Annotated in this window: 16 protein-coding genes and 1 pseudogene; 8 read left to right on the top strand and 9 right to left on the bottom strand. The window is 62.1% G+C overall.

The genetic code is table 11. The features are described from left to right. Positions 1–232 precede the first annotated feature (232 nt). Together DXT59_RS22395 and DXT59_RS22400 are read left to right on the top strand one after the other, a co-directional pair. Positions 233–2,860, top strand: coding sequence for an ATP-binding protein (locus DXT59_RS22395; RefSeq protein ID WP_205417465.1), 2,628 nt, complete (start codon positions 233–235; stop codon positions 2,858–2,860). Beyond that, positions 2,857–3,999: a sensor histidine kinase gene (locus DXT59_RS22400; protein ID WP_240324624.1), complete on the top strand. Its 1,143-nt coding sequence runs from the start codon at positions 2,857–2,859 to the stop codon at positions 3,997–3,999. Before DXT59_RS22395 ends, DXT59_RS22400 begins: the two co-directional genes overlap by 4 nt. 93 nt (positions 4,000–4,092) lie before the next feature. Here DXT59_RS22400 and DXT59_RS22405 read toward each other — a convergent pair whose 3' ends face one another. The 3 genes from DXT59_RS22405 to DXT59_RS22415 form a co-directional block, all read right to left on the bottom strand. Beyond that, positions 4,093–4,674 (bottom strand): hypothetical protein, encoded by a 582-nt coding sequence (locus tag DXT59_RS22405; RefSeq protein ID WP_116139247.1) that lies wholly within the window; start codon positions 4,672–4,674, stop codon positions 4,093–4,095. Between the two features lie 66 nt (positions 4,675–4,740). Beyond that, on the bottom strand, positions 4,741–6,141 hold the full coding sequence (locus DXT59_RS22410) for an alkaline phosphatase family protein (protein WP_162878195.1): 1,401 nt from the start codon (positions 6,139–6,141) through the stop codon (positions 4,741–4,743). Positions 6,142–6,255: 114 nt separating this feature from the next. After that, complete coding sequence (locus DXT59_RS22415) at positions 6,256–8,760, bottom strand: hypothetical protein (RefSeq protein WP_162878196.1); 2,505 nt, start codon at positions 8,758–8,760, stop codon at positions 6,256–6,258. Positions 8,761–8,981: 221 nt separating this feature from the next. Here DXT59_RS22415 and DXT59_RS22420 point away from each other — a divergent pair, with 221 nt between their 5' ends. Together DXT59_RS22420 and DXT59_RS22425 are read left to right on the top strand one after the other, a co-directional pair. Next, a complete protein-coding gene (locus tag DXT59_RS22420; protein ID WP_116139253.1) occupies positions 8,982–9,659 on the top strand; it encodes a LuxR C-terminal-related transcriptional regulator in 678 nt (225 codons plus the stop codon). Between the two features lie 121 nt (positions 9,660–9,780). Next, on the top strand, positions 9,781–11,697 hold the full coding sequence (locus DXT59_RS22425) for a sensor histidine kinase (RefSeq protein ID WP_116139575.1): 1,917 nt from the start codon (positions 9,781–9,783) through the stop codon (positions 11,695–11,697). A gap of 33 nt (positions 11,698–11,730) precedes the next feature. Here DXT59_RS22425 and DXT59_RS31270 read toward each other — a convergent pair whose 3' ends face one another. The 3 genes from DXT59_RS31270 to DXT59_RS22440 form a co-directional block, all read right to left on the bottom strand. After that, positions 11,731–12,162, bottom strand: coding sequence for a putative quinol monooxygenase (locus DXT59_RS31270; protein ID WP_116139255.1), 432 nt, complete (start codon positions 12,160–12,162; stop codon positions 11,731–11,733). A gap of 64 nt (positions 12,163–12,226) precedes the next feature. After that, positions 12,227–13,135 (bottom strand): dioxygenase family protein, encoded by a 909-nt coding sequence (locus DXT59_RS22435; protein WP_240324625.1) that lies wholly within the window; start codon positions 13,133–13,135, stop codon positions 12,227–12,229. Between the two features lie 49 nt (positions 13,136–13,184). Then, positions 13,185–13,715 (bottom strand): cupin domain-containing protein, encoded by a 531-nt coding sequence (locus DXT59_RS22440; protein WP_116139259.1) that lies wholly within the window; start codon positions 13,713–13,715, stop codon positions 13,185–13,187. 321 nt (positions 13,716–14,036) lie between these two features. Between DXT59_RS22440 and DXT59_RS22445 the strand changes: the two genes are divergently transcribed. The 4 genes from DXT59_RS22445 (at position 14,037) to DXT59_RS22460 (ending at position 17,724) form a co-directional block, all read left to right on the top strand. After that, positions 14,037–14,972: an NAD(P)-dependent oxidoreductase gene (locus tag DXT59_RS22445; RefSeq protein ID WP_116139261.1), complete on the top strand. Its 936-nt coding sequence runs from the start codon at positions 14,037–14,039 to the stop codon at positions 14,970–14,972. A 9-nt stretch (positions 14,973–14,981) separates the two neighbouring features. Further along, complete coding sequence (locus tag DXT59_RS22450) at positions 14,982–16,229, top strand: sugar MFS transporter (protein WP_116139262.1); 1,248 nt, start codon at positions 14,982–14,984, stop codon at positions 16,227–16,229. 53 nt (positions 16,230–16,282) lie between these two features. Next, the gene (locus DXT59_RS22455; protein ID WP_116139263.1) at positions 16,283–16,657 is read left to right on the top strand and encodes a YciI family protein; all 375 of its coding nucleotides are present in this window, start codon (positions 16,283–16,285) and stop codon (positions 16,655–16,657) included. 107 nt (positions 16,658–16,764) lie between these two features. Beyond that, the gene (locus DXT59_RS22460) at positions 16,765–17,724 is read left to right on the top strand and encodes a LysR family transcriptional regulator (RefSeq protein ID WP_116139264.1); all 960 of its coding nucleotides are present in this window, start codon (positions 16,765–16,767) and stop codon (positions 17,722–17,724) included. A gap of 31 nt (positions 17,725–17,755) precedes the next feature. Here DXT59_RS22460 and DXT59_RS22465 read toward each other — a convergent pair whose 3' ends face one another. From DXT59_RS22465 to DXT59_RS22470, 3 genes and pseudogenes are all read right to left on the bottom strand, one after another. Further along, a complete protein-coding gene (locus tag DXT59_RS22465; protein ID WP_240324626.1) occupies positions 17,756–18,250 on the bottom strand; it encodes a Fic family protein in 495 nt (164 codons plus the stop codon). 57 nt (positions 18,251–18,307) lie between these two features. Continuing rightward, positions 18,308–18,442 (bottom strand): annotated as a pseudogene (locus tag DXT59_RS31620) (Fic family protein); the annotation flags it as partial. Positions 18,443–18,774: 332 nt separating this feature from the next. Beyond that, a complete protein-coding gene (locus DXT59_RS22470; RefSeq protein WP_162878197.1) occupies positions 18,775–19,575 on the bottom strand; it encodes a DUF2167 domain-containing protein in 801 nt (266 codons plus the stop codon). Positions 19,576–19,900 lie beyond the last annotated feature (325 nt).

Consider the following 19,900-nt stretch of genomic DNA (forward strand, 5'->3'; position numbering starts at 1 on the left):
CTATGCGTTTTTCGATAGTCCCGTGCGCGTGCGCGGCCTAGCCAACCGTAGGGAACATTAGCTTCGAATTAGGCGGGATGGCGATGATTTTGGCGATGGGCCGAAATAGGGCGCAACGAAGCGGCAGTATGTTCTTGCTCCTCCTATAATCAGATGAAATTGCGCCAGCATAGTCGATGCCGCGATAGTCGCATTGCTATTTGAAGGGCGGGATCGCGGGAGAGAATCGCAAATGCCCGGTTCGCCAACCAGCCAGCCGAACTTGTCCCGAAGCGTCACCGGTACGCTGATCGCGTTTGCGTCGATCGGCGCGCTCCTTATGGTGACGGGGGACAAGAACTATCCCGAGCTCCATGCGATTCTGGATACGGGGGGATTCCTGCTCTCGGGCCTGCTGGCGTCACTGTTTTGGGACATGGGCGTGCGCCTGGAGCGCCCGCTGCCCAAGCGGATTGCCGTCAGCTTCGCGGTCACCTCGCTGCTCGAGCTGATTCACATCCTAGTTGCCGTGGAATGGTCCGGCGTGCTGGCCCCCATTGCGCAGGCGGAGCGCTTGTTGAGGCCTTCCACCTGGCCACCGGCCGCATACGTGCTGCCCGTCGGAATCGCGGGCGCTCTATTTCTCGCCCGCCCCGGCCAAGCGCACCTGGCGGCGTTCACGTCTGTCCTGCTCGCGCTCGGTGCGGGGCTCATCGCGCTCTTTGACTCGTTGCCGCGGTACGGGCCGCCCGACTGGCTGGGGATTTCGCGTCCTAGTCTGCTCTTCGTCCCGTTGCTGTGGGTATCGACCGGTTGGCTCTGCTGGCGCCAACGCGCCGAGGAGCGCGCATTGCCCATACTCGCGCTCATGGCGGTCGTGTTGTTTTCGGCTCACTTGGCGATGCTTTATTCCCGCGCGCCGGATGACGCACCGGCGATGGCGGCGCACTTTGGCAAGATCTGCGGCTACCTGTTCGTGCTGCTGACGCTGATGCATATGGCATCGACGGACATGCTCGAACGTATCCGCGCCGAGCGCGCACTCGCTCAATTGAACGACGAGTTGGAACGCCGCGTGGTGGAACGGACCGCCGAGCTCGAGTCGGCAAATCGGCTGCTGGAAGCGGAAATCTCCGTGCGGCGACAGGCCAAGCAAAAGGCCCACGCGCAGCTCGAACGGCTCAATTTGCTGCACCAGATCACCCGTGCTATCGGCGAGCGACAGGATCTGAAAAGTATCTTCCAGGTCGTGGTGCGCCGCGTGGAGGAGCATCTACCCACCGACTTCGGCTGCGTCTGCCTGCACGAGCCGGGACAGAACTGGCTCAGCGTCGCGCACGTCGGGGTAGGCAGCGAGGCACTCGCCCTATCACTGGCGTTGACGGCGCAGGCGCGCGTCGAGATCGACGCAAACGGCCTGTCGCGTTGCCTGGGCGGGCACCTAGTTTACGAGCCCGACGTTTCGGAAGTTCCAATGCCGTTTGCGCAGCGGCTTGCACGAGGCGGGTTGCGCGCGGTCGTGATGGCGCCGCTTCTGGTGGAAAGTCAGGTGTTCGGTCTCCTGTTGGCGGCGCGCCGGCAGCCACAGAGCTTCACGAGCGGCGAGTGCGAGTTTCTTCGGCAATTGAGTGAGCACGTCGCGCTCGCCGCGCATCAGGCCGAGCTTCACGGGGCGCTGCAGCGCGCCTATGACGATCTGCGCCAAACGCAGCAGGCGGCGATGCAGCAGGAACGGCTGCGTGCGCTCGGACAGATGGCAAGCGGCATTGCGCATGACATCAATAATGCGATCTCGCCGGTGGCGATCTACACCGAGTCGCTATTGGAGACGGAAGCAAACCTGAGCGTGCGTGCCCGCCAGTGTCTCGAGACCATTCAGCGGGCGATCGACGATGTGGCAAAGACGGTCTCGCGCATGCGCGAGTTCTACCGCTCGCATGAGCCCCAGGCGACACTGGCTCGGGTTCGGCTGGACACGCTCGCGCAGCAGGTCATCGACCTCACGCGGGCGCGCTGGAGTGATATGCCGCAGCAGCGCGGCTCCGTGATTCGGATGGTGACGGAGTTTTCCCCCGATCTGCCCGATACCATGGGCGTGGAAAGCGAGATTCGCGAGGCCCTGATCAATCTCGTCTTCAATGCGGTCGATGCGATGCCGGAGGGCGGGGTATTGACCGTGCGCACCCGCGCGGTACCGGGCCGGCAGGAGCCCAATGGCGGGCCCATGCCGCGCCAAGTATGTGTGGAAATTGGCGACACCGGCGTTGGTATGGACGAGGACACGCGTCGACGTTGCCTGGAGCCCTTCTTCACCACCAAAGGTGAGCGCGGCACGGGGTTGGGCCTCGCCATGGTCTACGGCGTCGCGCAACGGCATGGGGCGGAAATCGAGATCGAGAGCGAACTCGACAACGGCACCAACGTACGGCTGGTGTTTCCCGTGTCCGAGGCGCTTGCCGGGCTGGTGCAAGCCGCGCCCCCGGCGACGGCACCGCCGCCTCAGCGCATCTTGATCGTCGATGACGATCCACTGGTGCTCAAGTCGTTGCGCGACACGCTCGAGACCGATGGCCACCGGGTTGTCGCAGCCAATGGCGGTGAGGCCGGGATCGAAGCGTTCCAGTCTGCCCACCAGCGCGGTGAGCCGTTCGGCGTGGTGATTACCGACCTCGGCATGCCGCACATCGATGGGCGCAGAGTCGCCGGTGCGGTGAAGGCGGCCTCGCCGTCGACCCCGGTTATTCTGCTCACCGGATGGGGGCAGCGCCTGGCCGACAACGGCGAGCAGCCGGTGAACGTGAACCGGGTACTCAGCAAGCCGCCCAAGCTGCGTGAATTACGCGAAGCCCTCGCGTCTTGCTGCCATGAGGTGCCATCTTGAGCCCGGCCAAGTACGACCTCGGCACAGTGACGCACGAGGGCCAGGCAATACGTCTTCTGATCGTGGACGACGAAGCGCCGCAGATGAAGGCACTGTGCGACACGCTGCGCGAACACGGCTATGAGACGACCGGCTTCACAGCGGCCGCCCCCGCGCTCGCTGCGCTGCGTGACGCGCCGTTCGACCTGCTGCTCTCCGACCTGATGATGCCGGAGATGAATGGCGTCGCGCTGTTGCAGGCTGCCCTCCAGACCCAACCCGATCTCGTGGGCATCATCATGACCGGCGAGGGTACGATCGCTACGGCGGTCGAGGCGATGAAGGTGGGTGCGCTCGACTACATCCTCAAGCCATTCAAGCTGAGCGTCATCCTGCCGGTGCTCTCTCGCGCGCTTGCGATGCGGCGGCTCAAGCTGGAGAACGCCGAGCTGGACCGGCGCCTGCGAGATCATGCGGCCAAGCTCGAAGCCGCCAATGGCGAATTGGAGGCTTTTTCCTATTCCGTTTCGCATGATTTGCGCGCTCCGCTGCTGGTGATCAACGGCTTCTCGCGGATCCTGATCGAGGACCACGCGGCGCAGTTGCAGCCCGAGGCAAGGCGGTTGCTCGAAAATGTGATCGCGGGTGGCGAGCGCATGGAGCGTCTTATCGCGGATTTGCTCGAGTTTTCGCGCTTGAGTCGTCAGCCACTCACCAAGCGCGCTGTCGATATGGCTGAACTCGTCCAGCGCGTCCTCGATGAATTGCGTATGCAGCAGCCGGAGCGGAGCGTCGAAGTGCGTGTGGATACTCTGCCCGCGGCCATGGGCGACCCCGCATTATTGAAGCAGGTATTTGTCAATTTGTTGTCCAACGCCTTCAAGTTCACGCGCACGAGAGTGCAGGCCAGCGTGGAAGTCGGCTATCGCCAGGAGGCCGGGAAGACCATTTACTTTGTTCGCGACAACGGCGTCGGATTCGACATGAGCAACGCGACGAAACTGTTCGGTGTGTTTCAACGGCTGCACGGCGTCGACAATTTCGAGGGGACCGGCATTGGTTTGTCTATCGTTCAGCGCATCGTCCAACGTCATGGCGGGCGCGTCTGGGCCGAGGCGGCCGTGGATCGCGGCGCCCTGTTTCAGTTCACTGTCGACTGAGCGGGCCGCGGCCCTGCTCGAGACAAATTCTTCGTGTGCCTGCCGACGCAGCTTGTTTGTTTTCGACTCGGGAAAAATCCCGCGGTTTTTCGCTCAATCCTCCTTGTCGCCGCTATCCCGGTCGGTCGCGGCCGAGGGCGCCGCCTCCGTTGCAGAGGCCCCTTCCGGCGGCGCATCGTCATCCTTGATCACATAGTGCGGGTTATGTACCCAGCGACGCAGATCTTTACTGATGATCACGGAGGTGCGGTCGAGAATCGAGCACGTGCCTTTGAACGCGCCCCACACGCCGCCGACGGACCAGCGCTTGAACTTCGCATGGCGCACGACTTTGCCGTTATCGATCAGATCGGCGGACAACGAGATGGCCTTCGGCCCCGTCCATGCGCCGCCGCCTACCCCCATGACGTAGGAGATTTGCAGTCTTAGCACCTGGGCATCGCCGGGGGCGCTATTGGCGTCGATCGTTCCGTCTCCGGTTCGGTTTAGCCGCCCCAGGGCGTCGCCCACGCGATGCGCAAGCAACTCGTCGATATGACACTCGTCCTTGACCCGGTCGACGACGCCGGCGCCCGAAGCATAAGTCACCGGTGTTTCGAGTAGAACGGGTCTGCGCTCGCCGGCAAAGACGTTCGCGCAAGCCAGCCATAAGGCAAACAAAACCACGCGTTTCATTGAATTATCGGTCCCCGTATGGTGGTTCGGCATTTTCGCATAGGGAGCGGCGCGAGGCGCGCGTTCTTATTCGCGTTCGATGTCGGAGCGCCGCAAGACTTCATCCAAGTAGATCACGGCATCGCTTTGCTGCCGGCTCGCCAGCGCGCGTTGCCGCAGCCCGTTCAACGCTTCGTCATGCCGGGCGAACGCAGCAGCCGCTTCGACGAGTTCGAACTGCAGCCCGTTGAGCAGGCTCGTTGGCGCGTACGTCATCGCCGCATGATCGCGAGTGGGGGTGACGGTGTGCGGTGTGTCGGCTCTTGGCTCGGACAGCGAGAACAACGAAGCAAGGTCGTTTTCGGCTGCCCATTTGTCGCGCGCGGTTAGTGCCGGGAGTCCAAAACGTTTTTCAAGGAGCGCGAGAATCGCCGTATGGTCATGGACGCGCGAGTCGATCGTCATCCGCGGAATCAACGGGGAGATGACGATCGCGGGCACGCGAGCGCCAAGCCTCTCGAAGTTGAATTTGATCAGTTTGCCGTCTTCATCGTCGTCCTGGCCGATCTTGCCGTCGGGATTCACGGTCTTCGGCGCCGGCGCGTGATCGTAGGTCCCGCCGCTCTCATCGTAGGTGATGACGATCGCCGTCTTCTCCCATAGCGTCGAGCGGCGCACCGCGTTGTAGATCGAAGCGATTAGCTTCTCGCCTTCGTGCATGTCGTTCGACGGATGCTGATCGTTCGCGCGAACGTCTCCATAGTTGAAATATCGCGGTTCGATAAACGTGTAGTGGGGCAGCGTCCCTCGTTCGAGATCGCGCCAGAAATCCTTGATCGGCTTGAACTTCGCGTGGATCAACAGCGAAAGCATCGTCAGCGATTGCGGGACGTCATGGAAATAAACCGTGCCGCTAAGGCCGCGCGTCTTCAGCAACTCGAATATCGTCCGAGACGCCGATACCTTCTGCGTGCCGCCCAAGTACCCGTCGGAGGTGGCCGAGTGAACGAATCGCCGGTTCGGGCAGGTCGCCCCCGGCGCGGAGCTGAACCACTTGTCGCAGACGGCGAACTCGCGCGCAAGTGTCGTCAGCACGGGCAGGCGTTCCGGCGCGAAGCATTTCATGATGTCGGCCGGATTGCCCAGCACGCGCTGCTGATAATCGTAGACATACCCGTTGTTCGCCGGCGGCAGGTCGGGAAACCAGGCGAGTTCCTGCCGCGCCGCTTTGCTCAATCCGAACATTTGCGTGACGGCAGCCGGGTTGAAGCTGTGCCCGGGGTCGATGGGCGGATCGCTGTATGCCGCGTCGCGCGTCACCGTGTAGCGAGGCGATGCGGCATCGTTCGGATTCGCGGCGTTCGACTCGTGGCCCTGCAATCCGTCGATCGGATAATCGGGGGTTCTCATAAAACCGAGCACGTGGTCGAACGAACGATTCTCCAACATCAGCACGATGAAATGATCGATGCGATTCAATGCTGTCACGATGTTTCTCTCCGCATGAGCCGAGCCCTTTCTAGAGGCGATGCGGCCTGCGCATCGCGGGCAGGCCGAACGGCGGCTAGGTATGTGGGCAATGGTTTTGCCGCTGGCTACCGGCTAGTGAAGCTTGACGTCGACGTCGCCGCAGGCGAGCAGGAGCGGTTTTCGTCCGCTATCCTCCATGGAGTCCAGCGCGAGGCCTTGCAGCGTGATCGTGACCTTCCTTCCGCCGATCGTCGTGTTGATCTCGGGGATGGTGTACACGTCGAACTCCTTGCCGCCGAGGGCTAGCGTGACGGTAGCCATGACGACCGGATTGAAGGCGTTCAAGACGCCGCTGATCGCCTTGTCGACGAATGCCGGCAGGCCCCCGAAATGCCAGTTCACGACGATGAAGTCGAGGGACCGGAAAACGATTTTCACCTTGCGCTCCGGCGTGACGACGACGGACGCCGTGGCCAGCACATAGCCGTCGGCGTCCGCGCTGGGCCCGACACGGAGGAGTTTAAAATTGGCGCCCCCGGAGACATCGATTCGGACTTGGTACGTGTTGCCCCGGCTGCCCGAAACGATGAAGTTCGGATTCTTGAATTCCAGATAGTATTCGGCCGAAACGGACCCTATGCCGATATTGGCGCTCCAGCGCTCACGCGGCGAAATGTCCTTTAAGAAGCTGGCGGCGACCGCGTCCAAGGCTGGGGTATCGACGCCGCAAAACAATTTCCGTTGAGGCCAGTGCGAGGCCGGCGGCGGAAACACCGTGTCGGGCACCATGCTGGTCGAGCCGAGCAAGTACGGCTGCTGCAGGGAAATGACCGGAGCGGCGAATTCGATGCCGTTCAGCTCGAGCTTGGGGATGGCAATGCGCTCTAGGATGTTGTTGTTCAAATAGAGGAGCAAGAGCGGCAAGAAGGCCGCATTAAGTGCCAATTCCAGCTTGATCCGGGTGATTTCGTCGACTTGCCCTTCTAGGATATGCAATACACCGGCATTCAGGTGAAGGGTCAAGCGGTTGTCAGGGTCGAAGTGGACCGCCGCCGACGCATCCAGTACCGCCTCCACTTCCGCCGTGATCGTGCCGCCGATCTTTAATTTCACATGCTCGGCGCGCGCCGAAAAACTCGCCGCGTTGGCTTGCCGCAGCACCGCTTGTTCCGTGGCGGAGACGGCCGTCATGCGCTCCAATTGTTGCTCGTACAGCATGGACGGCTCGAGGCGCAATACCGGGGGCGTCGTGATGTCGAAGCCAACCGTGTCGAGGCCTTCGCGGCCCACGGTCAGCGATTCCCTGAACACGCTCGGATAGCAGCCTCGGTAAATGGCTTCAGCCACCCGGTTCAAGGCTGCCTCGTCCCCCCCGGCGACGACGTTGTAGGTTTGCACGGCGGTGCGCCACAACTCGTTGTCCGCGCCGCAGGCCCACGGCCAAGTGAGTAGCGTGGTGCCGCGATCGAGATACGGCGGGTTGCCGCGCACGTTCAGCTTCAATTCCCAATCGGTCCAGCAATTGATCGCGTTGTACCGGCCGCGGACCGTGTCGTCGCGCCAAACGCAGTCGTCGAGTTTGGCGGTGCGGATTTCGGCGAGTACGGTCGGCTCGCGGCCACCGCCGCGAGCGATGCATTTGGTGGGGTCCGCTTTGCTGATCAGCAGATAACCTTGGCCCGCTTTGACCGGGCGCTTGTCCCAGCTTTGCCATTTCTCGTCGCCGGGCACCTCGACCGTTACGGCGTTATTGAACGGACGGCCGGTGATGACCAGCATCCGTCCCGACTGCGCACGGGCCTTCGAGACGATGGACACGTAATTGGGCACTCGCTTGACGAGCTTGACTACGATGCCGATGAGCCCCAACGATTGTCCACGCGTTCCGCAAAACGCTCCATTCGCAAACCAGCCGGTCTCGCCGTCGTTCTGGTTGTACGCCATGTACATGACGTCGTATTCGGTGAACTTCTCCCCGGTCAGCTCGATCGCAAAACCTTCCACCGTCGCGCTTTGGCCGCGGCTGCCCGCGAACTCCCCGTCCTTGAGCCAACCCGTATCGCCCTTTTTGCTGACGTGGGCCATATAACGCAGTCCAACGCCCACGGGAGTCGGGAAGCTTATCTGAAAGCCTTCCAGGGGTTTGCTTGTGTCGTTGGTACCGGCCAACTCGCCCGGGCCCACCGTCATATCGCCGATGTTGTGCACGTGCACGAGTACTTTGAATCGCGGTGTGAGCTTGACGACGATCGCGTAGAGGCTCTGCTTCTCGCCGCGCGTGCCGCAAAACTCGCCGTTCGAGCACCAGGCGGTTGCGTTGCCGTCTTCTTTGTACGCTTTGTACGAGATGTTGTATCGGTCGGCGTCGTCCCCGGTCAATTCAACTGCAAAGCCTTCCAAAGCGGACTTTCCGGCGCGGCTGCCGATAAACGTGCCCTCGTTGACCCAGCCCGTATCGCCGCTGCCGGCGAAATGTCCCATATAACGCAGCCCGAGACGAGCCGATTGGGAGAACGTGATTTGAAAGCCGTCGACGGTTTTGCTCTTATCGCGTCCGCCGGCATACTCGTCAGGGCCGACGGTGACGTCCCCGATCCCTTCGACATAGACGAGCACTGTAAATTGAGGTGTGGTCATTTTCATATCTCATGGGCGTGCGCACCCGCTGCCGGGAGAATTGGCCATTGCTCGCAGCGGCGCACGCGTCGAATTGAATTGCCGATAGGTCGTTCCGGCGTGACGTAGCGGCCCCGTTTCCGTACTTTTTGTTTCGGCGAAGTATATTCAGGGGAATAGGTTCATCGCTGTAGCGCAAATGTGCTACACGGATAGATCGGTCCCCCTTACAATTCGCCGCTATGCCACCCACGCTTTCCGATTCCGCGCCAGCCACGATCCGCGTTGCGGTGGTCGAGGACGATGTCGGATTTAGCGCCGATCTTCGAGGCATCATCGAAGCGGCGCCGGATCTTCGTCTCGCCGGCCTCGTGGGAACGAAGGCCGACGCACTCGCCTTGTTGCGCGGGCCGTCGGCGGACGTCCTGCTCGTCGATCTCGGACTGCCGGACGGCTCGGGCATCGATGTCATCAGTGCGGCGGCTCGCGAATGGCCGCACTGCAACATCATGGTCAGTACCCATTTCGGCGACGAGTCGCACGTCATGCGCTCGATCGAGGCCGGCGCCGCGGGCTATCTGCTGAAGGATGGCTCCGCCGCTCGCATTGCAGACGAGATTCGCAGCGTTGCGAGCGGCGGCAGCCCCATCAGCCCGATCATCGCGCGCCAAGTTTTGTTGCGGTTGCAGCAAGGCGAGTCGGCTTCGGCGCCGCGAGCGCCTTCGCCGTTGTCAAGCCGTGAAGCACAAGTCTTGGATCTGATCATCAAGGGCTTTACGACACAGGAAATCGCCAAGTTGATGGCGCTGTCGCACTTTACGGTGCGCAGCTTCGTGCGGCGCATCTACAGCAAACTGAAGGTCACCTCCAAGGCGGAAGCCATATATGAAGCTAGAGCGCTCGGGCTGTCGCGCGAGTGACGAACGTTTGCGTGCGTCGCGCGGCGTTCGAATCGGGGATTGGCTGCGCCATGCGCGCGAGCGGGTGCGCCTGCGCGTGGGCCGCACTGCCGTGGCCACGGCAATGTTGTTGTTCGTGTCGATGGCATTGCTCGTCGGCGCGGGGCGTTGGTATCTCGCCGGCGACGGTTCAAGACGATCGGACGCGCCTTTGCATTTGACCGAGGCGGACTGGCTGGTGACGGCGGCCAATGGGATGACCACCCCGCCGCACGTCGTCGACAGCGGCGCATTGCCGGGCACGTGGCGGCACACGGTGTTGCCGCGCGCCTTACCCCCGGCCGCGAGTAGCGATTTTGCCGGCGGACGCTCGCTGGCGGAGACCACGACCATCGGCAGCGTGACATGGATTCGCATCGCGACCCACGCGTCGCAGGTGTGGTTTGAACCGCTGGTGCTCTATGTCAGCCGCGTCAAAACCGACGGCACCGTCGCCGTTTATGTCGACGGTGCGCTGGCCTACCGCGCGCAGCGGCAGGGACCATTGTGGAATAGCTTGTTCGCGCCGCTATGGATCGAACTCGAGCGCCCCGACGGAGCGCCCCCGCCGCGCGAAATCCTGGTTCGACTCGAGCATACGCGCGTGACCGGCGTGGGCCTCGCGTCGATCTGGCTCGGCACGGCGGACGCTTTGCGCGGGCGCTATTACGCGCGTCAATGGCTGCAGCGGGAACTGCCGGCCATGCTGAGCGCCGCTTTTCTGATGGTGGGCGTCTTCTCTTTGTTCGTATGGTTCCGGCGCCGGGAAGAAACGGGCTATCTGCTGTTTTTCAATCTCGCGGCCACGTCGTTCGTCGCGCATCTGCATTACTACGCGGGGTTGCCTATCACCGACGATTGGTTCGCATGGCTCACGCTCAACGCGCTTTTTTGGATGGTCGCGGTCGTCCATTTCTTCCTGTGCCAAACGCACGGGCGCTCGGTCCGTTGGCTGACCTGTGCCGTGGTGGGCGTAAGCGGATCGATTTCGGTGCTGACGTTGCCCCCCGTTGCGCTATTGCCGGTGCTGCCGAATACGCCGGTCATCGTGCCGTTGATTTATGCGGTCGCGATCGTCATGAGCGCAGTGGTGGCAGCCATAGGCGTGACGGCCGGTTGGCGCCACTCGTGGGAAGCCAGGCTCGTCGCCGCCGCGGTGGGGCTATGCACGTTGCTCGGCATGTCCGATTGGGCGATGCACAACAATGTGGTGAGCCTGGAGGGGTGGTTTCTCGGCGCGTACATCAACGCCGCGACCTTCGGAGCGTTCGGGCTTCTCATTTATCGGCGCTACGTCAATGCGATCGTCGCGGTCGAGGAGCTCAACGTCAGCCTCGCCCAGCGTCTTGCCGCGCGGGAGGCCGAACTCGAAGAGAGCCACCGGCTGCTGCGCGAAGCGGAGCGCCGACGCACGATCAGCGATGAGCGTCGGCGGTTGATGCAGGATATGCACGACGGCTTGGGCTCGTCGTTGATCAGCGCGCTTCGTTCCGTGGAGCGCGGCGACACCAGCGGTCCTCGCGTCTCGCAGATTCTGAAAACATGTCTCGACGATTTGAAGCTGACGATCGATTCGATGGAGCCGGTGGAGGCCGATTTGCTGGCTTTGCTCGCGACGCTGCGGTTTCGCTTGGAGCCGCGGCTGGACGGTTCCGGCGTGACGCTGCGCTGGGACGTTCAGACGGTGCCTACGTTGCCGTGGCTCGATCCATCCAGCGCGCTGCATATTCTGCGTATCATCCAAGAGAGTATCGCCAACATTCTGGCGCATGCGCGCGCGACTGCGATCCGCGTGAGCACTTCGGTCGCGTCCGGCGGCGTGGAGGTGGTGATCGAAGACGACGGACGGGGATTTGACGTCGAACAAGCGTTGAGCACGGGGAAGGGGCGTGGCCTGCGCAACCAGCAACGGCGAGCCAGTGCAATCGAGGCAGACGTGCGCTGGAGTGTGGGGCCGCAAGGGACACGCTTTACGCTTTGGCTCCCGCTGCAGCGGGCAGCGGGGGCGTCCGTGACGTGATGACGCCGTGGGCCGTGCTGCTTTGCCAAGTTGTTACCGCCCGCCGCTGCAATAGAACTTGCGTTTCAGCACTTCAAATGCTCGATTCTCCTGGCCCGGGCATAACTCTGTCGGGGATTGACCGCATCTGTCGGTCGAACGCACCGCACCCATTGCATCCACAGCCTTCAAGCGAACGACGACCGGTGGCCGGGCAAGCAAGGGGTCGATCTTTCGCCGGAAAGCCTGATAGTGCTCCGTCTGCCGGTGCGCGGCGAGCGCATCGGGCGCCGCGAAAATCTCAAACAAGTGCAGCGTCGTGGGGGCGGATTCGCTCCGGTACAAATCGAACCGAATACAACCCGGCTCAGCCCGCGTCGGTATGAGCGCTTCCTGCAGCGCGGCCATTACGGCCTCCTCGATCCCGGGGCGCGGCTCGAACGTCGCAAAAATGGTGACGCTGGTGTCATCGGTTTCTACGTTCATGAACGATGAAAAACGAAAACGCTGCGAGCATCCGCAGCGTGAAAGCGTTATTGAAAAGACAGCTTCAAGGCAGCGGGCAAAGCGGCACACGCATCGTTCCCGGCTCGAGCTTGAGTTCGAGATTCAACACATAGCCGCCGTCCTCCTGCACGTCGAAGTGCTGCAATAGCGAGCCCACCGCACCGAACACGACGTCCCGATAGGCGTTGGGATCGTCCGCATCGAAGATTTGCGTCGCGAGTGTCTTGTAGCCTTCGGCGAGCACGATGAAATGCAGATGGGCCGGCCGCATGATGTCCCGCCGCTGCAAGCCGAGCAGCTTCCCGCAGGGACCGTCGACCGGTACCGCGTAACCGGCCGGGCGCACGCTATGGAACGAGAAACGCCCATCTTCATCGGTCTCGAAGCGCGCGCGCAGATTCATATCTTCCTGGTGCGGATCTTGATTCTCGTAGAGTCCTCCCGGGGACGCCTGCCAAGTCTCCACCCGCGCGTTGGGAATAGGGTGACCGTCTAGCGACACCACGCGGCCGTCGACGAACAATTTGTCCCCCGGCGTTTGCGCGCTCGCGATTTGCGCGCCGTTCGGTCTCAGCGGTTGGTTTGCCCGCCAGAACGGGCCGATCAAAGCCGGCTCCGTGCCGCCCGCCGCAAGGGCTTTTTTAGCGTCGATGAGACCGACCAGCGTTGCCAGACCGAGAATGTCGGCCAGCAAGATCCCTTCGTGTTTTTCAGGCCCCGTCGCCTTGCCTATCTGCACGAGGAAGTCGATGCCTTCCTCCAATTCGGCGTAACTGAGCTGCACCTCGGAAGCGAATGCATGCAGGTGGCGCAGCAACGAATCGAGGATGTGTCGTAGGCGCGGATCGGCCGTCCGCTCGTTGGAGGCCAGCACCGCCGAAAGCAACGCCTCGGGCGTTGCCGGGATCGGCTGGCGAGGCTGATCGCTCGCAACGTTGCTAGGGTGTTCCATTTTCATTGACTCGCGCCTCTCGCATGTCCGTCCATGATGGCCCCTTGCATCAAGCTTCGCTTTTCAGAAAGCCGGTTTCGTCGTACGCGAGCCCCGTGCCTGCCGCCGCCTTCAGTACATCCGGGTGCCACTCGATGCGGCCCACTTCCTCGTCCCGTCCGCCGACCACCGAGTACACCACCAGGTCATGATCGTTCGGATTGCGAAAGCCTCGCATGACGCCGACCGGCATGGAGATGCAGTCCCACTGGTTGAGCTCGATCTGGTGTTCGCCGTGCTCACCCCAGAAGACGATCATTTTTCCGTTCAGCGGAAAAAAGACTTCCTCGGTCTTGTGCGAGTGCAGATTCGCCCCTTGGCCCGCCGGTACCTCGATCAGCGTAACACCGAAGCGATGCGCGCCTTGTATCGCCGGTTGTACTCCCTTGTTCTCGAGCACCCCGCGATTGATGAGCTTATAGAGCCGCTTGGTAAAGCCCGGCAGCCGGCTCTCGATGAATGTCTCCCCGTATGGTTCGACCTTGCCCCACCGCGCGACGCGCGTCGCTTCCATTTGCGCAGGCGTAATGTCCGTTGGCATGTTCTTCCTCGAATCAGTGGATAATGACGGAACGAGCGTCCGTGAGGAAATGCTAGGGAGGCCGGCGCATCAAATCCAACACCATTTTTCTTCGGAGTCGATAACTTAAAGGCATCGAGCCCCCGCGCGCCGTGTGCTCAATTCGATAACGAAAAGGCATCGGCCCAAGAGGGAAACGGTGTTGGACCCACCCGGCCCAGCCGCCTAGCATCGTCCTACGGCATACGGCGCAAGCATCGCCGATTGCCGGCTCAGTGAGCCGCCGTCGCAAGCGTGCGCCGGCGGCCGGCCTCAAAGCACTCACAAGACATCGGAGACAACATGGAAAGTGCCGTTTGCAGCCCGCCTGTACGCGAGGCGGCCCTATCGCCGTCCGCGACGTTTCATATCGGTTTGATCGGCACCGGCAAAATGGGCCTGCCGATCGCAAAGCACCTTCAGCGCGGCGGATATCGAGTGACCGTATTCGATACTTCCAAGGAACGTCTCGCGCTGGCTCGTACTCATGGCTTACAGGCAGGGGATACGCTCGATCAGGCCGTGGAATCCGCGCAGGTCATCATCAGTTCCCTGCCGAACGATGGGGCGTTCGAAGCTGTCGCGAGCGACGTGGCCACGCGCGTGCGTCCCGGGCAGGTCTATGTCGATATGAGTACGGTGTCGCTCGCTGCATCGCAGCAAGTCGCGCGCGCCTATGACGAAGCCCAGGCCGATTACCTGCGCGTCGCCGTGTCGGGCAATCCGCAGATGGTTGAAAACGCGCAGCTTACGGCGATCGCATCGGGCCCGCGCCGCGCGTTCGATCGTGTGCTGCCGCTGCTCGAACTGCTTGGACCCGCCCAGTTCTATGTCGGCGCACGGGACGAAGCCCGCACGATGAAGCTCGTGATCAACCTCATGGTGGCCAATACGGCGGCCATGCTCGCCGAAGCCCTCGCCCTCGGGCAGAAAGCCGGCCTTCGCTGGTCGGACATGTGGGAGGTGATTCCCGCCAGTGCGGTGGGCTCCCCGGTCATCAAGGCGAAGGCTGAGCAACTGAAGCGCTATGACTTTACGCCGACCTTTACCGTCAACCAGATGCTGAAAGACGTTGGTCTGGTGCTCGAGGCCGGGGCGGCGTTGCATGTGCCTCTTGCCCATACCGCCGGGACCGCTCAACAACTGCAGCAGGCGTCGGCGCTCGGCTTCGAGGGCGACGACTACGCTGCGATCATCAAGGCGGTCCAACAGTCGGCCGGCTTGCCGCAGCAAGCGTAGGGAGCGCGCATGAATACGATCACCAAAGCAGCGGCGGCGCACGGGCCGTCTTCGGCAAGCGCCGATACCCGTCATACCATGGCGCTCACGCTCGTCATCAGTCTGTTTTTCGCTTGGGGCCTCACTTATGGCCTGCTCGACGTGCTGAACAAGCACTTTCAGCAGACGCTCAGCGTCAGCCGCATGGAATCGGCTCTGCTCCAAACCTGCTATTTCGGTGCCTATCTGCTTGTGGCCATACCCTCGGGCCTTTTCGTCAATCGTTACGGATACCGGCGAGGCATTCTCCTCGGCCTCGCGCTGTTTTCGGTCGGTGCGCTGTTGTTCGTGCCCGCCACGGACGCTGGGCGATTCGGTCCGTTCCTTTTCGCGCTATTCGTGCTCGCGTCGGGGGCGGCTTGCTTGGAGACAGCCGCCAATCCGTTCGTCACGTTGCTCGGCGCGAAGGAGGGCGGTGCGCGGCGCCTCAACCTTGCTCAAGCGTTCACGGGCCTGGGTTCGTTTATCGGACCCATCATCGGCGGATTGTTCTTCTTTCAACACGGGACATCGTTCGCAAGCAATGCGGTCCCGGTCAAGATCACATACGTCGCGATCGCCGTGGCCGTCACGCTGCTCGCCATCGCGTTCTCGCGCGCGAGGTTTCCCGACGTTGAACCTGCCGAGAGCCGCACTCAGTTCTCGGAAGCCGCGGTGCCGCTATGGAAAGAAGCCACGTTCATGGCCAGCGTCGTGGCGCAGTTCTTTTATTTTTCGGCTCAGGTCGGCATCGCGGCATTCTTCATCAACTATGCCACGGAGCACTGGCGCGGCCTCGCCGTCCATTCGGCTGCTTTCATGCTGTCGGCCGGCATGACGAGCTTTACGGTGGGCCGGTTCGTATCGACGATTTTGATGCGCAAGGTGACGCCCGCGAGCCTGCTCGCCATGTATGGGACGATCTGCATCGCGCTTTGTGTCATCGTCGTCGTCGGGATACCCACCGTATCCGTGGTGGCTTTGATTGCCGTGTTCTTCTTTGAGTCGATCATGTTCCCGACGATTTTCGCGCTCGGTGTCCAGGACCTCGGCCATCGCACGCGACGCGCGGCGTCGTTCCAAGTGATGGCCCTCTTTGGCGGGGCGCTCGCTCCGTTGGCAATGGGGGCCGTTGCCGACCGCTTCGGCATCGCCCTCGCGTATCTCATCCCGATCGGCTGCTTTTCGATCGTGCTCGCGTTCGCCTTGTATGGCGGCCATCGTCGCGCGCGGCCATAAGCGTGCCATCCCTAGCTTTCTTTCACGAACGATCCCACCATGGAGACAGTGAGATGTCCGATATCGACAACGAAATCGAGCAACTGATCGAGCCCAACCTAAGAAAGCGCCTATATGTCGCGTTCAGCTACCCCGTTGCACCGATCGACGAGATCGTGCCTTACATTCCCGAGCATCTGCGATACATGATGGAATTCGAGGATCGGATCTTCCTATCCGGGCCGTTTATCACCGAGGGAAAACTTGTTGGCGAGGGAATGACGGTGCTCCTCGCGGATAGCGAGGAGCAAGCCGCGCAGTTTATGCGCAACGAGCCGTTTATTCGGCGTGGCCTGCGCAGGTTCGAAATAAAGTTATGGGAGTTGCGCGAAGGTACGCTGACGCTCAAGACTAAGCTTTCCCAAACCCGCTTCGACATCGTGAAGTAGGAGGCTTGGCAAGAACGACGAGCATGCGCGCAAGGAGGGGGCGTCGATATAATGCGCACGTTGAGTCCATCGGCCCGTCCCCTTCCAACGCCGTCCCTTGCGCGATCATGGATCTGAGGCAGCTTCGATATTTCAGTGTATTGGCCGCGCACCAGCACTTTGGCCGTGCGGCCGCAGTCCTGCATATCGCGCAACCCGCGTTGAGCCGGCAGATCCAGTTGCTCGAATCGGAGCTCGGCGTGCGGCTTGTCGAACGCCATTCGCGCGGTGCGTCGTTGACGAGCGAAGGCGAGTTGCTGCTCGAGCGTGCGACGTTCCTGCTGCGTTATACCGATCAGATCAAGGTCGACATCATGGACATGCAGGCGACGCCGCGCGGCCCGGTTGCGCTTGGACTACCGCCTGCGCTGGCCAGCGTCATGGTGCCGCCGCTTGCACGGGTACTCAGGGAGCGGTATCCGGCCGTCCGGTTGCGCGTGGTCGAAAGTTTTTCGCCTGCGCTCTGCGATGGATTGGAACAGGGGGCTGTCGATGTCGCCGTGTTGAGCGGACCGATTGCCGCGAGACCGCTCATTCATACCGAGCCTTTGTTGGCCGAGAGAATCTGCGCGATCGCGCGTGCCGACGATGCGCGCTTGCCGGCCGGCTCCGTGAGCGTATCGGAACTGCAATCGGTACCGCTCATTCTCGCCGGGCTGGAGAAATCCGGCGTGCGACTCGCACTCGAGCGTGCGACTGCCGCGGTGGACGTGCAGTTGAACGGCGTCGTCGAGGTCGAGTCGGCTACGGTGGCGGCTCAACTCGTGCGGGACGGCCTCGGCTGGACCGTGCATTTCGCCTCCGCCGTGCAGCGCGAGATCGCCACCGGCGAACTGCGCGCCGTACCGATCGAAGGGCTCGTGCTGGCGCGCTACCTTGCACATGCCGTAACGCGGCCGCCGTCCACCGCCACTGTTTCGCTGATGACAGTCGTCTGCGAGACGGCGCAGTCGTTGATTGAATCCGGCCGCTGGCCGATGGCTGAAATGGGTGCGAAGGCAGGCGAGGGTGAGGCAGGGCAACAGTGAGCGCCGGCGCTATCTGCCATGGCTCTGATGCTTATGCCCCCGTCGCCTCGGCCTCGGGCCAGAGCCGCGGAAATAGCCACCGGAAAGCCGACATAGGGATAGCTAACTCCACCGGGCCCCGTGGACTCGGCGAATGCAGGATGCCGATGGAAAAAAGGTCGGCAACTACCCGATCGGCCGTGCGTGCTGCGAGGCCCATGATCGCCTTGAAGCGCGAGCGATCCATCGATGCGACCGTCGCGAGGTACGAAAGCGGCAGCGCCGCCTCCGCTCGCAAATATCGACTATTCTCGTCCTGGCTATGCGCGGCAAGCATCTGAGCTAGGCGTCGCTCGAATGCTCGAAGGTCGAGCATCCCGCTCATGAACTGGATTTGGTCAAGGCAAAGCCGGAGGAAGTATTCGATGAACTCGATCAGACCGCGCTCCGTGAGATTGCCACGACCGTCCAAGTCGCCCTGCCGCACTCGATCGGCGGCAATCAGATGTTCGTAGTACTGCGCCTGCGAGCGAGCTAGCCCTCGCATGGGCGACCAAAGTCCGTGCGTCAAGCCAAGCGCGGTGAGACCGATATGCGTATGCAGACGGGCCGTCCGGCCATTTCCGTCGAGGAAGGGATGTATCCAGGCCAGGCGATGATGAGACGCAGCTAGCGCGATGACTGCGCTCTCTCCGGCGCGCGCGAATTGATAGCCCCGGTGCCAAGCCCTCGGCCGCAAGCAGCCTTAGGGATTCCAGCTTATGCTCGCCCGGCAGCATCGGAAGCATTTGATGAGGACTGTCGCAGAGGTGCAAACCGGCGCATTCTTTCATAGGAAAGGCGGCGAGCGGATTTGGCGCTGGTGTTGGCGACTATTTTGGCGCAGAGAATGATGATGATTGCACGCCAAAAGCGCTGAAATATCATCGGGTTATGGATGATGAAAAATTTCTCTGGCGGATTCTTTGGCGACTAATTTGGCGGCTCACGGGCGGCTCCTGCCGAGACGATCCGTCAATAGTCGCCGTGCTCAGCAACGGCACCCGCTCGTGTCCCTGAGCCCCGCCCGGCCTACATTGCCGCCTCATCGCCCTTCGTCTGCCGTTTGCGCCGCGTCGCCCCCCAGCCCACCGCCGCCAATCCCATCAGCGGCAATACCCGCAAGGCCACCCCGCTCCAATCGAATCGCCGGGCACGTGCCACCTTGGCATTGAACGCCTTTTCGTCTTCCGTCTCGGGCCCGGTGATGTAATCAGTCAGCTTCAGTTGCGCGGTGGGTTCTCCGGGTTGATAAGCGATGTAAGCCTCGGCGTCGCGGAACGTGATGCCGCCGACCAATTTATCGAACGTGCTCTGCACGGCTTGCGCTCGGCGATGACTGTCGGCGCCGTCGAGTTCGGTCTGGATCGCCACCGTGTAACGTCGCCCCAAGATGGCCGCATTGAGAAACGAGGTGTCATCGACGCCACGCGCGCCTGTCGTCTTGTTCTCGTAAAGCCAGTCGAGTGTGTATTTCGCGCCATCCCAGCGCGGGGCGCGAATCCATTTGATCTCGACGAGATCGGGTACCGACTGCTCCGAAGCGGGGGAGAGCGGATTGAACGGGCTGCTCCGAATCTGCATCGTTTTAGCGAGATCGTCGGGATCCAGATACACGTCGTTGGTATCGATGTGTCCCGTGTAAGCCAGGGCAATCCGCGTCGTCCAACTGCCGTCGTCCGGCGCAATCACGACGCTTAGCGAGTCGTTCGACGCGTCGTCCGTCGCATCTGCATCGGATGCGTCTGCGTCGACGCTCGCTCGCAGCGCAGGCAGATAGCGAAATCCCGGCGGTACGACCAGCGTCGCCACATGGCCCAGCTTCGCCGTCATCGGTCCGCGCTGCCACCGGGGATCGTTCCAAACGTCACTGGGGATCGACGCATCCGCCGGCACCAGCAGGGAGGCGGGAGACGCTGAATCGGCGGCGCGCGCTTGAAGCGGTCCATGCACGGCCGCGTGCGCCGACGCGACGAATATGAGGCAGTACAAAAAAAGCAAAGAGGAACGCGCGCTCCTCACGGAAACGTCAGTCTTTGTCATTGCGGCTCTCAGGTAATCTTTTTATTCGCGGGCCGGAATGGCGTTAGCCCCGTCTTTTATTATATGGACGACCTGGACGATGGCTGAACCCGCGGCACGCATTATAAGTGCCCTT

The organism is Trinickia diaoshuihuensis, from assembly GCF_003390925.1.
Classification (GTDB): Bacteria; Pseudomonadota; Gammaproteobacteria; order Burkholderiales; family Burkholderiaceae; genus Trinickia; species Trinickia diaoshuihuensis.

Coding starts and splice junctions, on each gene's coding strand:
- DXT59_RS22395 (WP_205417465.1), top strand. CDS start 233: ATGCCCGGTTCGCCAACCAGCCAGCCGAACTTGTCCCGAAGCGTCACC.
- DXT59_RS22405 (WP_116139247.1), bottom strand. CDS start 4,674: ATGAAACGCGTGGTTTTGTTTGCCTTATGGCTGGCTTGCGCGAACGTC.
- DXT59_RS22415 (WP_162878196.1), bottom strand. CDS start 8,760: ATGACCACACCTCAATTTACAGTGCTCGTCTATGTCGAAGGGATCGGG.
- DXT59_RS22420 (WP_116139253.1), top strand. CDS start 8,982: ATGCCACCCACGCTTTCCGATTCCGCGCCAGCCACGATCCGCGTTGCG.
- DXT59_RS22425 (WP_116139575.1), top strand. CDS start 9,781: ATGGCATTGCTCGTCGGCGCGGGGCGTTGGTATCTCGCCGGCGACGGT.
- DXT59_RS31270 (WP_116139255.1), bottom strand. CDS start 12,162: ATGAACGTAGAAACCGATGACACCAGCGTCACCATTTTTGCGACGTTC.
- DXT59_RS22435 (WP_240324625.1), bottom strand. CDS start 13,135: ATGGAACACCCTAGCAACGTTGCGAGCGATCAGCCTCGCCAGCCGATC.
- DXT59_RS22440 (WP_116139259.1), bottom strand. CDS start 13,715: ATGCCAACGGACATTACGCCTGCGCAAATGGAAGCGACGCGCGTCGCG.
- DXT59_RS22445 (WP_116139261.1), top strand. CDS start 14,037: ATGGAAAGTGCCGTTTGCAGCCCGCCTGTACGCGAGGCGGCCCTATCG.
- DXT59_RS22450 (WP_116139262.1), top strand. CDS start 14,982: ATGAATACGATCACCAAAGCAGCGGCGGCGCACGGGCCGTCTTCGGCA.
- DXT59_RS22455 (WP_116139263.1), top strand. CDS start 16,283: ATGTCCGATATCGACAACGAAATCGAGCAACTGATCGAGCCCAACCTA.
- DXT59_RS22460 (WP_116139264.1), top strand. CDS start 16,765: ATGGATCTGAGGCAGCTTCGATATTTCAGTGTATTGGCCGCGCACCAG.
- DXT59_RS22465 (WP_240324626.1), bottom strand. CDS start 18,250: ATGCGAGGGCTAGCTCGCTCGCAGGCGCAGTACTACGAACATCTGATT.
- DXT59_RS22470 (WP_162878197.1), bottom strand. CDS start 19,575: ATGACGGCGAAGCTGGGCCATGTGGCGACGCTGGTCGTACCGCCGGGA.